Raw genomic sequence first — 12,535 nt, forward strand, 5'->3', positions numbered from 1 at the left:
TGACGCGCCTCGCCCTCAAACAGGGCGTAAATGACCGATAAATTTCGCGAGCGATCACAATTCCAGAATTATATTTGGCCTGTGCATACTCTTTCTGATTTTCATGCGGCAAAGCGCCGCTTGTCGTAAAAATATTCACTTTTTATGCACTAAAGATGAATAACTACATGTTGTAACTTATTGATATTGTGTTACCTCAACCCGTTTATGCAATTTTATCGCTGGCTGGCACGAAGGCTGCAATCTACATTCACAGTGCAAACACTCAATTATTTAACATTCAAATAACCTTTTATTTACCGGATGAGGTCGCTATGTCTCTGTCAATTACGCGTGAAAATTTCGATGAATGGATGATGCCGGTTTACGCTCCGGCGGCTTTTATTCCGGTTCGTGGGGAAGGCTCGCGCCTGTGGGATCAGCAGGGTAAAGAGTATATCGACTTTGCCGGTGGGATTGCGGTGAACGCGCTGGGTCATGCGCACCCGGCGCTGCGTCAGGCGCTCAATGATCAGGCGGCGAAGTTCTGGCATACCGGCAACGGCTTTACCAACGAGCCCGCGCTGCGCCTGGCCAAAAAACTGATCGACGCGACGTTTGCCGAAAAAGTCTTTTTCTGTAACTCGGGGGCGGAAGCCAACGAAGCGGCGCTGAAGCTGGCGCGCAAATATGCGCACGATAAATTTGGAACCCACAAGAGCGGTATCGTGGCGTTTAAAAATGCCTTCCACGGGCGCACGCTCTTTACCGTCAGCGCGGGCGGTCAGCCTTCCTACTCGCAGGATTTCGCCCCGCTGCCGCCGGATATCCGTCACGGTATTTATAACGATCTGCAGTCCGCCAGCGAGCTGATTAACGACACCACCTGCGCGGTGATCGTCGAGCCGATGCAGGGTGAGGGCGGCGTGCTTCCGGCGAAAAAGGAATTCCTGCAGGGGCTGCGCGAGCTGTGCGATCGTCATAACGCGGTGCTGATTTTCGACGAAGTGCAGACCGGCGTGGGCCGCACCGGCGAGCTGTATGCCTATATGCACTACGGCGTCACGCCGGACGTGCTTTCGACCGCCAAAGCGCTGGGCGGCGGCTTCCCGATTGGCGCGACGCTGACCACCGATAAATTCGCCAGCGTGATGACCGTCGGCACCCACGGCACCACCTACGGCGGCAACCCGCTGGCCACCGCCGTCGCCGGACAGGTGCTCGACATCATTAACACCCCTGAGGTGCTGAAGGGCGTTAAGCAGCGCCACGACTGGTTTGTTGAGCGCCTGAATGCCATCAACGGCACAACGGGGCTGTTTAAAGAGATCCGCGGCCTGGGGCTGTTAATCGGCTGCGAGCTCACAGCTGAGTTTGCCGGGAAAGCTAAACTTATTTCACAGGAAGCGGCAAAAGTGGGCGTGATGGTGCTGATTGCCGGTGCCAACGTAGTGCGTTTTGCTCCCGCGCTGATCGTCAGCGAGGAAGAGGTGCAAACCGGTCTGGACCGCTTTGCGCTGGCGTGTGAAAAGGTGAAATCCGGGGTGTCATCATGATGGTCATCCGTCCCGTTGAGCGCGGCGACCTCGCCGGGCTCATGCAGCTTGCCGGTAAGACGGGAGGCGGGCTGACCTCGCTTCCTGCCGATGAAAATACGCTGTCGGCGCGCATTGAGCGTGCCCTTCAAACCTGGCAGGGGACGTTGCCAAAAAGCGAACAGGGGTATGTGTTCGTGCTGGAAGACACCGACACGGGGACCGTGGCCGGGATCTGCGCCATTGAGGTGGCCGTCGGGCTTAACGACCCGTGGTACAACTACCGCGTCGGCACCATGGTTCACGCCTCGAAAGAGCTTAACGTCTATAACGCGCTGCCCACGCTGTTTCTCTGCAATGACCACACGGGCGCCAGCGAGCTTTGCACGCTGTTCCTCGATCCGGCGTGGCGAAAAGAGGGCAACGGTTATCTGCTCTCCAAGTCGCGCTTTATGTTTATGGCCGCCTTCCGCGATCGCTTTAACGAAAAAGTGGTTGCGGAGATGCGCGGCGTAATCGACGACACCGGCTACTCGCCGTTCTGGGAGAGCCTGGGCGAGCGCTTCTTCTCGATGGAGTTCAGCCGGGCGGACTATCTCTGCGGCACCGGCCAGAAAGCCTTTATTGCCGAACTGATGCCGAAGCATCCTATCTATACCCATTTCCTCAGCCCGGAAGCACAGGCGGTGATCGGCGAAGTGCACCCGCAAACCGCACCCGCCCGCGCGGTGCTGGAGAAAGAAGGCTTCCGCTACCGCAACTATGTCGACATTTTTGACGGTGGGCCTACGCTTGAGTGCGATATCGACCGCGTGCGCGCGATCCGTAAAAGCCGTCTGGTTGAGGTCTCTGAAGGCCAGCCCGCGCCGGGTGACTGGCCGGCATGCCTGGTGGCGAACGAAAATTATGCCAACTTCCGTGCGATGCTGGTGCGGACCAACCCGAAATGTGAACGTCTGGTGCTGACGGCTGCAGAACTGGATGCCCTGAAATGTAACGCCGGCGATAAGGTTCGCCTGGTGCGTCTCTGCCCTGAGGAGAAAACAGCATGACATTATGGATTAACGGTGACTGGGTCACGGGCGAAGGCGAACAGCGCGTAAAGACCAATCCGGTAGGAAAAGAGGTGCTCTGGAAGGGGAACGACGCCAGCGCCGCGCAGGTGGAACAAGCCTGCCATGCCGCCCGCCGCGCGTTTCCGGCGTGGGCAAAACAGCCTTTCGCCGTGCGCCAGGAAATTGTTGAAAAGTTTGCCGGGCTGCTGGAGGCAAACAAGGCCGAACTGACGCGCATCATCGCGTCTGAAACCAGTAAACCGCGCTGGGAAGCGACAACCGAAGTGACGGCGATGATCAACAAAATCGCCATTTCGGTGAAGGCGTACCACACCCGCACCGGCGAACAGCACACCGAGATGCCGGACGGCGCGGCCACGCTGCGCCACCGTCCGCACGGCGTGCTGGCGGTGTTTGGCCCGTACAACTTCCCGGGGCATCTGCCGAATGGGCACATTGTGCCCGCGCTGCTGGCGGGCAATACCGTCATCTTCAAACCGAGCGAGCTCACGCCACTAACCGGCGAAGCGGTGGTTAAGCTGTGGGAACAGGCAGGCCTGCCGCCGGGCGTGCTGAACCTGGTGCAGGGCGGACGGGAAACCGGTCAGGCGCTGAGCGCGCTGAGCGATATCGACGGCCTGCTGTTTACCGGCAGCGCCGGGACGGGCTATCAGCTGCACCGCCAGCTGGCGGGGCAGCCGGAGAAAATCCTGGCGCTGGAGATGGGCGGCAACAACCCGCTGATTGTGGAAGACCCTGACGATATCGACGCCGCGGTGCACCTGACGATTCAGTCCGCCTTTATAACCGCAGGACAGCGCTGCACCTGTGCCCGCCGTCTGCTGGTGAAAAGAGGCGCGCAGGGTGATGCTTTCCTGAAACGTCTGGTAGAGGTAAGCGCGCGCCTGGTCCCAGCCGCGTGGGATGCCGATCCGCAGCCGTTTATCGGCGGGCTGATTTCCGAACAGGCCGCGCTGAACGTGCTTAAGGCCTGGCAGGACCACGTCGCGCGCGGCGCGAAAACCCTGCTGGAGCCGAAGCCGGTTCAGCCGGGAACCTCGCTGCTGACGCCGGGCATCGTAGAGATGAGCGGCGCGAGCAACGTTCCGGATGAAGAGGTCTTTGGTCCGCTGCTGTGCGTCTGGCGTTACGACGATTTTGATGCGGCGATTGCGATGGCCAATGACACCCGCTACGGCCTGTCGAGCGGGCTGATTTCGCCGCATCGCGAGAAGTTTGATCGGCTGCTACTGGAAGCGCGCGCCGGGATCGTGAACTGGAATAAACCGCTGACCGGGGCCGCGAGCACCGCGCCGTTCGGCGGCGTGGGCGCGTCGGGTAACCATCGCGCCAGCGCGTGGTATGCCGCCGATTATTGTGCATGGCCGATGGCGAGCCTGGAAACCCCGGCGCTGACGCTGCCGGAGACGCTTAATCCGGGGCTGGACTTTACCGGAGGGGATCGCCATGAAAGCGCGTGAAGTCAACTTTGACGGGCTGGTGGGGCTGACGCACCACTACGCCGGTCTCTCTTTTGGTAATGAAGCCTCGACGAAGCACCGCTTTCAGGTTTCCAACCCGAAGCTGGCGGCAAAACAGGGGCTGCTGAAGATGAAAGCGCTGGCGGATGCCGGTTTCCCGCAGGCGGTGATCCCGCCGCAGGAGCGTCCGAACGTGGCGGTGCTGCGTCAGCTCGGCTTTAGCGGCACCGATGAGCAGGTGGTTGAAAAAGCGGGTACGCAGACGCCGCACCTGCTCTCGGCGGCAAGCTCGGCCTCTTCGATGTGGGTCGCCAACGCGGCAACCGTCGCGCCTTCAGCCGATACGCTGGATGGCAAAGTCCACCTGACGGTGGCGAACCTGAATAACAAGTTTCACCGCGCCACCGAAGCGGAAACTACCGAGCGCGTGCTGCGCGCCATTTTCAACCAGGACGCCCATTTTGCGGTGCATCAGGCCCTGCCGCAGGTGGCGATGTTTGGCGACGAAGGTGCGGCCAACCATAACCGCCTGGGGGGCGATTATGGTGACCCGGGCCTTCAGCTGTTTATCTACGGGCGAGAAGAGGGGGGCCACGCCGCGCCAACTCGTTACCCTGCTCGTCAGACGCTGGCGGCCAGCCAGGCGGTTGCCCGCCTGAACCAGGTGAATCCTTCCCAGGTGGTTTTTGCCCAGCAGAACCCGCATGTGATCGACCAGGGCGTGTTCCATAACGACGTGATTGCCGTTTCTAACCGCCAGGTGCTGTTCTGCCACGAGCAGGCGTTTGCCCATCAGGAGAAACTGCTCGCCACGCTGCATGAGCGCGTGCGTGGCTTCACGCCAATCCAGGTGCCAACGGAGGCGGTGAGCGTGCAGGATGCGGTAGAAACGTATCTGTTCAATAGCCAGCTGCTCAGCCGCGATGACGGCAGCATGATGCTGGTCCTGCCGCAGGAGTCCCGGGATCATCAGGGCGTATGGCGCTACCTGACCGAGCTGGTGAAGGCCGATAACCCCATTTCCGAACTGCGCGTGTTTGACCTGCGCGAAAGCATGGCCAACGGCGGTGGTCCCGCCTGTTTACGTCTGCGCGTGGTCTTGACCCAGGACGAAATGCAGGCGGTGAATCCGGCGGTCATGATGAACGATATGCTCTTTACGCGGCTGAATGACTGGGTCGATCGCTACTATCGCGATCGGTTAACGCAGGCGGATCTGGTTGACCCGCAGCTTCTGCGTGAAGGACGCGAGGCGCTGGACGCGTTATCGGCAATCCTGCAGCTGGGATCGGTTTACCCGTTCCAGCGCTGAAGGAGTGGATATGGAAAATTTACTGGCGCTGACCCTGGCCGATGAGACACCGGAACAGAAAGAGGGGGAGGGCCCCTCATTTCGCTGGCGGTGGCTGGGCCGCGGGGTGCTTGAGCTGACGCCGACAGCAAAAAGCGATCTCTCGCTGCTGCTTTCAACGGGTATCCACGGGAATGAAACGGCGCCCGTTGAGATTGTCGATCTGCTGCTGCGCGCGCTGTATCGCAATGAAATTGCCCTGACGTGCCGCGTGCTGGTGGTGCTCGGCAATCCCGCTGCGCTGGCGCAAAATAAACGGTATCTGGTGAGCGACATTAACCGCATGTTCGGCGGGCGCTGGTCGCAGTTTCCGCAGAGTGACGAAACGGCGCGGGCACAGTGGCTGGAGAACATCGTGACCACGTTTTTTGCCGCTGCGGGACCCGTGCGCTGGCATCTGGATCTGCATACGGCAATTCGCGCGTCCTACCACGTTCGCTTCGGCGTTCTGCCGCAGCGCAATCAGCCGTGGGAGGAAGATTTCCTGAGCTGGCTGGGAGACGCCGGGCTGGAGGCGCTGGTGTTTCACCAGTCGCCGGGCGGAACCTTTACGCACTTCACCTGTGAGCACTTTGGGGCGTTGTCCTGTACGCTGGAGCTGGGGAAAGCGCTGCCGTTTGGGCAAAACGATCTCACCCGCTTTGCGCCAACGCATCTCGCCCTTCGGGCGCTGCTGGGCGGAACGAGTCCCGAGCATACGCATCTGCCCGTCGAGCGGTATCGGGTCGTACAGCAGATCACGCGGCGCAGCGACGCCTTCCTGCTCCATATGGCCGCGCATACTCTAAACTTCACGCCGTTTCGCAAAGGGGCGCTGCTGGCCGAGGATGGCGAGGAGCGTTACGAGGTGCAGAAAACCACCGAGTATGTTTTATTCCCTAACCCGAGCGTGGCGTTTGGCCTGCGTGCCGGACTGATGCTGGAAAAAATATCCTGAACCTTTCCCCTCTCTTCATCCGGGAGGGGAAGTAAAATACCTTTTCTTAACAATTAAAGCGCCTGTGCGTGTTTTGCAGAATATTCCTGGTGAATTGCTTTATTATTCATCTTCACTCCGTTATACTTCTTCTAAATCGCTTTTAAATCATCGTATTAAATATTTTTCGTTGCAACTCTCCACGCTTTATCCTTATTTCCTCCACATTTGGCGAAAATTTGTTTTTTACACTTTCATTGTTTTACCGTTGCTCTGACTAATTGACGATAAACCCCGTAAAGTTAATCTCGTCAACACGGCATAGCGCCGAAGAATAACTGAAAGAAAGGAAATAAATTATGCGTAAGTTTACTGCACTGTTTGTTGCTTCTACCCTGGCTCTGGGCGCTACCAGCATGGCGTTCGCCGCAGATACTGCGACCACTGCACCTGCCGCGCCTGCTGAAGGCAAAATGATGATGCATCATAAAGGTCCGGGTATGCACAACGAGATGATGATGTTCAAGGATCTCAACCTGACGGATGCGCAGAAGCAGCAGATCCGCGATATCAGAAAAGGCGAACGCGACCAGATGAAACGTCCACCGCTTGAAGAGCGTCGCGCGATGCATGACATCATCGCCAGCGACAGCTTCGATAAGGCGAAAGCCGAAGCGCAGATCGACAAAATGGCCGAGCAGCACAAAGCCCGCATGCTGGCTCACATGGAAACCCAGAACAAGATCTACAACATTCTGACCCCGGAACAGAAAAAACAATTTAATGCGAATTTTGAGAAGCGTCTGACAGAACGTCCGGCGATGGAAGGTAAAATGCCAGCACCAACCGAATAATCGGTTCACTCTCTTAAGACCGCCGGGATCCTGTCCACAAAAGCGCAATCGCTGTGGACAGGACCGGCGGTTTTTCTTTCCTGCCCTCTTGTCTGCCGCCGCCAGCGCGGTATGCTCCTGTAGTCGCATCAGAGAATGTTTGTAGAGTCATGGCGTTAGAATTTTTATTAACGTTCCGCTAAGGCCTGCCCGCTCTGCTGCCGATACTGTTTCTGTGAATACCCAACGATAACAAACAAGACAGCAACGATAGCAATATCCTTGCCCTGGCACGGGTTGTGCCATTCAGGAGTGGTGATGGAGTTCTTTGATATCCGTAAGATGCCGGTCAGCCTCTGGCGAAATGGTGCGGGTGAAACGCGTGAAATTTGTTGTTTCCCTCCCGCGACGCGGGATTTTCAATGGCGTGCCAGTATCGCGACTATTGCCAGCAACGGCGAATTTTCCTCGTTTCCCGGCGTCGACCGGGTGATCACGTTACTGGAAGGAGGGGAGGTGACGCTGGATGCCGGTCAGGCATTCTTCCATACCCTCAAGCACCATCAGCCCTACAGCTTTGCCGGCGATCTGCCGGTGAAAGCGCTGCTGTCCGATGGGCGGATGGCGATGGACTTCAACATCATGACCCGGCGCGACTGCTGCCGGGCGAAGGTGCGCGTGGCTGACCGTACCTTTACCACCTTTGGCTCACGCGGGGGCGTGGTATTTGTGTTAACCGGGGCGTGGCAGCTGGGTGATAAATTGCTGACGGCCGATCAGGGCGCCAGCTGGGAGGAGGGTACCCATACGCTGCGTCTGCTGGAGGCTCAGGGCACCTTATTGTTCAGCGAAATCACGTGGCTGCCAGGTCATTGAGCACAATGATCTCAAATTTACCGGCTAATACCGGCTTACAGAGAATTTTATAGCCATCGTGGTCAAATCCGGCGGGCGTGCGCAGCAGGGTTGCCGCGTCGTTGATGTCGTCGACAGCGCCCAGCCAGAGCCAGTTGTTGACGATGTGATACTGGGTCATCGCCTCACCCACTTCTTTTAGCGCAACGGCGCTTTCCCAGGGCCAGCAGTTCACGCTGATGGCCGCCAGACCGGAGAGGAGCCGGGCGTGGTGCGCCTCAATGCTCTCTTTCCCACAGCAGGCACCGGCGCAGCGCTTCAGCGCGGATCGGAAACAGGCGCGTCCGCGGGTGGTTGCCTCCAGACCTAAAAGGCTGTAGCAAAGCTGCAGCTCGTCCGCCAGCGTCTGCAGCGCCTGGAGCGCGGCTCGTTTATTGGCGAACAGCCCATAGAGATTGGGGGCATGTGAGAAATCGACGTCGCGCGCGTAGACGACCTGCGGCTTGCCATCGTTGATCTGCAGGGAGCAGAGCTGACGGTTGCGGCGCAGGCGCTTGTTGAACAGCGGCTGCTGCTCTTTAATCAAACGCGCTTCCAGCAACAGCGCGCCCATTTCTCCGGCCGTCTGGAACCAGGTAATGCGTCGCGACTGGCGCAGCATGGCGGCCTCGTCCGGGGTACGCAGATGGGATAACACCCGACTGCGAATGTTAACGCTCTTGCCGATGTAGAGCGGCAGCGTGTCGCTTTCACCGTGAAAGATGTACACGCCCGGTTGTTTAGGCAATGCTTCAAGCCAGGGGCGAAGGTGCTCGGGATATTCGTAGATAGCCGCCGCTTCAAACTCAAGACGCGGGGCGGATTGACGCCTGCTCACATACTGCTCCATATACTGTTCAGGTATACAGTGTAGCAGGAGTGTGGTGGTTAAAAAAGAGCCGGGTGGCGGCGACGCCTTACCCGGCCAGGACGCGCGGCCTGATGCCCTCACCCCAACCCTCTCCCACGGGAGAGGGCGCAAACACAAAAAACGGTAACCCGGGTTACCGTTTTGCGTTTATTTCCAGAAGTCGTCAAACACCGTAATGGGCGTGTGGCGCTTGTGCTCGGTTTTCAGATACCAGCCTTCGATGATTTTCGCGGTACGTTCATCCAGCTTTTTGCCTTCCAGATAATCATCAATGTTGTCATAGGTGACGCCAAGTGCTGCTTCATCCGGCAGGGAAGGGCGATCGTCCTCCAGATCGGCTGTCGGCGCTTTCTTATACAAATGCTCAGGACAGCCCAGCGCGGCAAGCAGCTGCTTACCCTGACGCTTGTTGAGACGGAAGATAGGGTTAATGTCGGTGCCGCCGTCGCCGTATTTGGTGAAGAAACCGGTGATCGCTTCTGCCGCATGGTCGGTGCCGACCACGACGCCTTTGGTCATCCCTGCGATGCTGTACTGTGCTTTCATACGTTCGCGGGCTTTCTCGTTGCCGCGAACAAAATCGCTCAGCTCAATGCCCGCTTCGCGAAGCGCCTGCTCGCTTGCCAGCACCGAGCCCTTAATATTCACGGTGAGCACGCGGTCAGGCTGAATGAAGGCAATGGCATCCTGGCAATCCTGCTCGTCCGCCTGTACGCCGTAAGGAAGGCGCACAGCGATAAACTGCAGCGTCTCATCGCCCGTCTCTTCGCGAAGCTCTGAAATTGCCATCTGGCAGAGTTTACCGGTCAGGGTAGAATCCTGGCCGCCGCTGATGCCCAGCACCAGGGATTTCAGGAAAGCGTTCTTTTTTAAGTACGATTTTAAAAAATCCACGCTGCGGCGGATCTCTTCATGTGCATCTACCGTAGGCTTCGCGCCCAGTGCCTGAATAATCTCTTGTTGCAGAGCCATCACGCCCTCCATATGCAGTACATAAACAGAATGTGTTAACTGTTAAAACTAACCCTTTGGACGAGAAACGACAAGGATCACAGTTTCGAGTGCGCTAATTTGCGCCGATTTAGCAGCTTATCGTTGTTTTATTAGAATTTTCCGAAATTCGTCTGGCGTAACTCACAAAGTTGAACAATAGTACTTTTTATCCCATGCTTAGATAACACGCTGATAAACAAGAGGACGGAATATGAACAAGAACGTAGCAGGAATTCTTAGCGCAGCGGCGGTACTGACTATGCTGGCAGGGTGTACGGCTTACGATCGCACTAAGGATCAGTTTACGCAGCCCGTAGTAAAAGACGTTAAAAAAGGGATGACCCGTTCGCAGGTGGCTGCGATTGCCGGTAAACCTTCTTCTGAAGTGACCATGATTCATGCGAAAGGGACCTGCCAGACCTATATCCTGGGTCAACGTGATGGTAAGGCAGAAACCTACTTTGTCGCCCTGGATGATACCGGCCATGTGATTAACTCCGGCTATCAGACCTGTGCTGAATACGATACCGATCCGCAGGCACCTAAGGCGCAGTAACCCTGCTTGCCTGAGGATGTAAAAAACCGGCCCTGGGGGCCGGTTTTTTTATGCATCAGAAAATCTTATTTCTTTGCGCGAATTATTTGCCCGAAATGTGAAGGGAGTCAACAAGCCAGGTCAATGAGAGACAATTTGAGTCTATCCAGAATTATCCCCTGTCTGTACCATTGCGTATACTCACTCCAACGATAAACAACAGTACGCAAGCTACCTGTCTGCTGGGACAGCGAGTCGAGTGATAGCGCGATGGCAGGTAGTCATACAAGAGGGAAATCACGATGGAAAAGAAACATATCTACCTGTTCTGCTCAGCGGGCATGTCAACCTCGCTTCTGGTTTCAAAAATGCGTGCGCAGGCTGAAAAGTATGAAGTCCCTGTGGTGATTGAAGCGTTCCCCGAGACGCTGGCGGGCGAAAAAGGTCAGACAGCCGATGTCGTTTTACTGGGACCGCAAATCGCCTATATGTTGCCCGAAATTCAACGACTGTTACCGAATAAACCGGTCGAAGTGATCGACTCGGGGCTGTACGGCAAAATTGATGGTTTAGGTGTTCTTAAAGCTGCTGTGGCAGCCATTAAAAAAGCTGCTAATTAATTTTTATTTTTCCCGTCAAAGAGTTATTTCACACACAATACGCCGTAACATGCGTTACGGCATTTAAGGGTATTTTCCTATGAGTAAAGTCATCGCTTCACTTGAAAAGGTACTCCTTCCTTTTGCTGTTAAAATAGGAAAGCAGCCTCACGTTAATGCCATCAAAAACGGCTTTATTAAATTAATGCCGTTGACGCTGGCCGGGGCCATGTTCGTTTTAATTAACAACGTTTTTCTGAGCTTTGGTGAAGGTTCCTTCTTTTATTCATTAGGAATTCGGTTAGACGCTTCTACTATTGAAACCCTTAATGGTTTTAAAGCCATCGGCGGCAACGTCTATAACGGTACGTTGGGGATTATGTCGCTGATGGCGCCTTTCTTTATTGGGATGGCACTGGCAGAAGAGCGTAAGGTGGATCCGCTGGCCGCCGGGTTATTATCCGTCGCCGCCTTTATGACCGTAACGCCATACAGCGTGGGTGAAGCCTATGCCGTTGGCGCCAACTGGCTGGGCGGGGCCAACATCATCTCCGGTATTGTTATCGGCCTGGTGGTGGCAGAGATGTTCACCTTTATTATCCGCCGCAACTGGGTTATCCGCCTGCCGGATAGCGTACCGGCTTCTGTTTCTCGTTCATTTTCCGCGTTGATTCCGGGCTTCATTATTCTCTCCATCATGGGGATTATCGCCTGGGCGCTCTCCCACTGGGGCACAAACTTCCACCAGATCATCATGGACTCTATCTCTACGCCGCTGGCGTCGATGGGTGGCGTGGTCGGTTGGGCGTATGTGATTTTCACCTCTCTGCTGTGGTTCTTTGGCGTGCATGGTTCACTGGCACTGGCCGCGCTGGACAGCGGAATTATGACCCCATGGGCACTGGAAAACGTTGCGCTTTACCAACAGTACGGCTCCGTTGACGCGGCGCTGGCAGCGGGTAAAACCTTCCATGTGTGGGCGAAGCCGATGCTTGACTCCTATATCTTCCTGGGCGGTACCGGGGCGACCTTGGGTCTGATCATCGCGGTCTTTATTGTCTCTCGCCGTGCTGACTACCGTCAGGTCGCGAAGCTGGCGCTGCCATCAGGCATCTTCCAGATTAACGAACCGATTCTGTTCGGTCTGCCAATCATCATGAACCCGGTAATGTTCATTCCGTTCATCCTGATTCAGCCGCTGCTGGCCGCTATCACCCTGACGGCGTATTACATGGGCATCATTCCACCGGTCACCAACATTGCGCCGTGGACCATGCCGGCGGGTCTGGGCGCCTTCTTCAACACCAACGGCAGCGTCGCGGCCTTCCTGCTGGCGATATTCAACCTCGGGGTTGCCACCCTGCTGTACATGCCGTTCGTGGCGATTGCGAACAAAGCCGCCACCATCATTGATGAAGAAGAGAGCGAAGAGGATATTGCCCTCTCACTGAAATTCTAAGATTGACCGGCGCGGGGAAACCCGCGCCAGCCAC

General features: G+C 56.6%; 12 protein-coding genes. 10 read left to right on the forward strand and 2 right to left on the reverse strand.

Features of this window, described 5'->3' with window-relative positions; genetic code table 11:
- Positions 1–314: 314 nt before the first annotated feature.
- The 7 genes from astC (at position 315) to ves (ending at position 8,026) form a co-directional block, all read left to right on the forward strand.
- Positions 315–1,535 (forward strand): succinylornithine/acetylornithine transaminase, encoded by a 1,221-nt coding sequence (astC, locus tag F0319_RS08810; protein ID WP_149366708.1) that lies wholly within the window; start codon positions 315–317, stop codon positions 1,533–1,535.
- Positions 1,532–2,566, forward strand: coding sequence for an arginine N-succinyltransferase (gene astA / locus F0319_RS08815; RefSeq protein WP_111965597.1), 1,035 nt, complete (start codon positions 1,532–1,534; stop codon positions 2,564–2,566). The genes astC and astA overlap by 4 nt, the downstream gene beginning before the upstream one ends.
- Positions 2,563–4,050, forward strand: coding sequence for a succinylglutamate-semialdehyde dehydrogenase (astD, locus tag F0319_RS08820; RefSeq protein ID WP_149366709.1), 1,488 nt, complete (start codon positions 2,563–2,565; stop codon positions 4,048–4,050). The genes astA and astD overlap by 4 nt, the downstream gene beginning before the upstream one ends.
- Entirely contained in the window at positions 4,037–5,362 is a 1,326-nt protein-coding gene (gene astB / locus F0319_RS08825; protein ID WP_149366710.1) for an N-succinylarginine dihydrolase, read from the forward strand. Before astD ends, astB begins: the two co-directional genes overlap by 14 nt.
- Positions 5,363–5,372: 10 nt before the next feature.
- Entirely contained in the window at positions 5,373–6,338 is a 966-nt protein-coding gene (gene astE / locus F0319_RS08830; protein ID WP_149366711.1) for a succinylglutamate desuccinylase, read from the forward strand.
- 338 nt (positions 6,339–6,676) lie between these two features.
- Positions 6,677–7,171, forward strand: coding sequence for an ATP-independent periplasmic protein-refolding chaperone Spy (spy, locus tag F0319_RS08835; RefSeq protein ID WP_047651943.1), 495 nt, complete (start codon positions 6,677–6,679; stop codon positions 7,169–7,171).
- Positions 7,172–7,468: 297 nt separating this feature from the next.
- Positions 7,469–8,026 carry an environmental stress-induced protein Ves gene (gene ves, locus F0319_RS08840; RefSeq protein ID WP_133294206.1) on the forward strand — a complete coding sequence of 186 codons (558 nt, stop codon included), beginning with the start codon at positions 7,469–7,471 and terminating at the stop codon, positions 8,024–8,026.
- On the opposite strand, the gene cho is transcribed toward ves, so the two are convergent.
- Complete coding sequence (cho, locus tag F0319_RS08845; protein ID WP_149366712.1) at positions 8,004–8,882, reverse strand: excinuclease Cho; 879 nt, start codon at positions 8,880–8,882, stop codon at positions 8,004–8,006. The two genes, ves and cho, sit on opposite strands and share 23 nt — an antisense overlap.
- Positions 8,883–9,062: 180 nt before the next feature.
- Entirely contained in the window at positions 9,063–9,887 is an 825-nt protein-coding gene (gene nadE / locus F0319_RS08850; protein ID WP_149366713.1) for an ammonia-dependent NAD(+) synthetase, read from the reverse strand.
- A gap of 232 nt (positions 9,888–10,119) precedes the next feature.
- On the opposite strand from nadE, the gene osmE reads away from it, so the two are divergent.
- The 3 genes from osmE to chbC all read left to right on the forward strand — a co-directional run bounded on the left by osmE (position 10,120) and on the right by chbC (position 12,501).
- Positions 10,120–10,464 carry an osmotically-inducible lipoprotein OsmE gene (gene osmE / locus F0319_RS08855; RefSeq protein WP_010430142.1) on the forward strand — a complete coding sequence of 115 codons (345 nt, stop codon included), beginning with the start codon at positions 10,120–10,122 and terminating at the stop codon, positions 10,462–10,464.
- A 281-nt stretch (positions 10,465–10,745) separates the two neighbouring features.
- Positions 10,746–11,063: a PTS N,N'-diacetylchitobiose transporter subunit IIB gene (gene chbB, locus F0319_RS08860; protein ID WP_008500676.1), complete on the forward strand. Its 318-nt coding sequence runs from the start codon at positions 10,746–10,748 to the stop codon at positions 11,061–11,063.
- A 79-nt stretch (positions 11,064–11,142) separates the two neighbouring features.
- Complete coding sequence (gene chbC, locus F0319_RS08865) at positions 11,143–12,501, forward strand: PTS N,N'-diacetylchitobiose transporter subunit IIC (RefSeq protein WP_032657878.1); 1,359 nt, start codon at positions 11,143–11,145, stop codon at positions 12,499–12,501.
- Positions 12,502–12,535: the final 34 nt, after the last annotated feature.

Origin of the sequence: Enterobacter vonholyi (genome assembly GCF_008364555.1) — a bacterium.
Lineage (GTDB): Bacteria > Pseudomonadota > Gammaproteobacteria > Enterobacterales > Enterobacteriaceae > Enterobacter > Enterobacter vonholyi.

Bases quoted from the DNA above. Each gene is read 5' to 3' on its own strand.
- astC (WP_149366708.1), top strand. From the start codon at position 315: ATGTCTCTGTCAATTACGCGTGAAAATTTCGATGAATGGATGATGCCG.
- astA (WP_111965597.1), top strand. From the start codon at position 1,532: ATGATGGTCATCCGTCCCGTTGAGCGCGGCGACCTCGCCGGGCTCATG.
- astD (WP_149366709.1), top strand. From the start codon at position 2,563: ATGACATTATGGATTAACGGTGACTGGGTCACGGGCGAAGGCGAACAG.
- astB (WP_149366710.1), top strand. From the start codon at position 4,037: ATGAAAGCGCGTGAAGTCAACTTTGACGGGCTGGTGGGGCTGACGCAC.
- astE (WP_149366711.1), top strand. From the start codon at position 5,373: ATGGAAAATTTACTGGCGCTGACCCTGGCCGATGAGACACCGGAACAG.
- spy (WP_047651943.1), top strand. From the start codon at position 6,677: ATGCGTAAGTTTACTGCACTGTTTGTTGCTTCTACCCTGGCTCTGGGC.
- ves (WP_133294206.1), top strand. From the start codon at position 7,469: ATGGAGTTCTTTGATATCCGTAAGATGCCGGTCAGCCTCTGGCGAAAT.
- nadE (WP_149366713.1), bottom strand. From the start codon at position 9,887: ATGGCTCTGCAACAAGAGATTATTCAGGCACTGGGCGCGAAGCCTACG.
- osmE (WP_010430142.1), top strand. From the start codon at position 10,120: ATGAACAAGAACGTAGCAGGAATTCTTAGCGCAGCGGCGGTACTGACT.
- chbB (WP_008500676.1), top strand. From the start codon at position 10,746: ATGGAAAAGAAACATATCTACCTGTTCTGCTCAGCGGGCATGTCAACC.
- chbC (WP_032657878.1), top strand. From the start codon at position 11,143: ATGAGTAAAGTCATCGCTTCACTTGAAAAGGTACTCCTTCCTTTTGCT.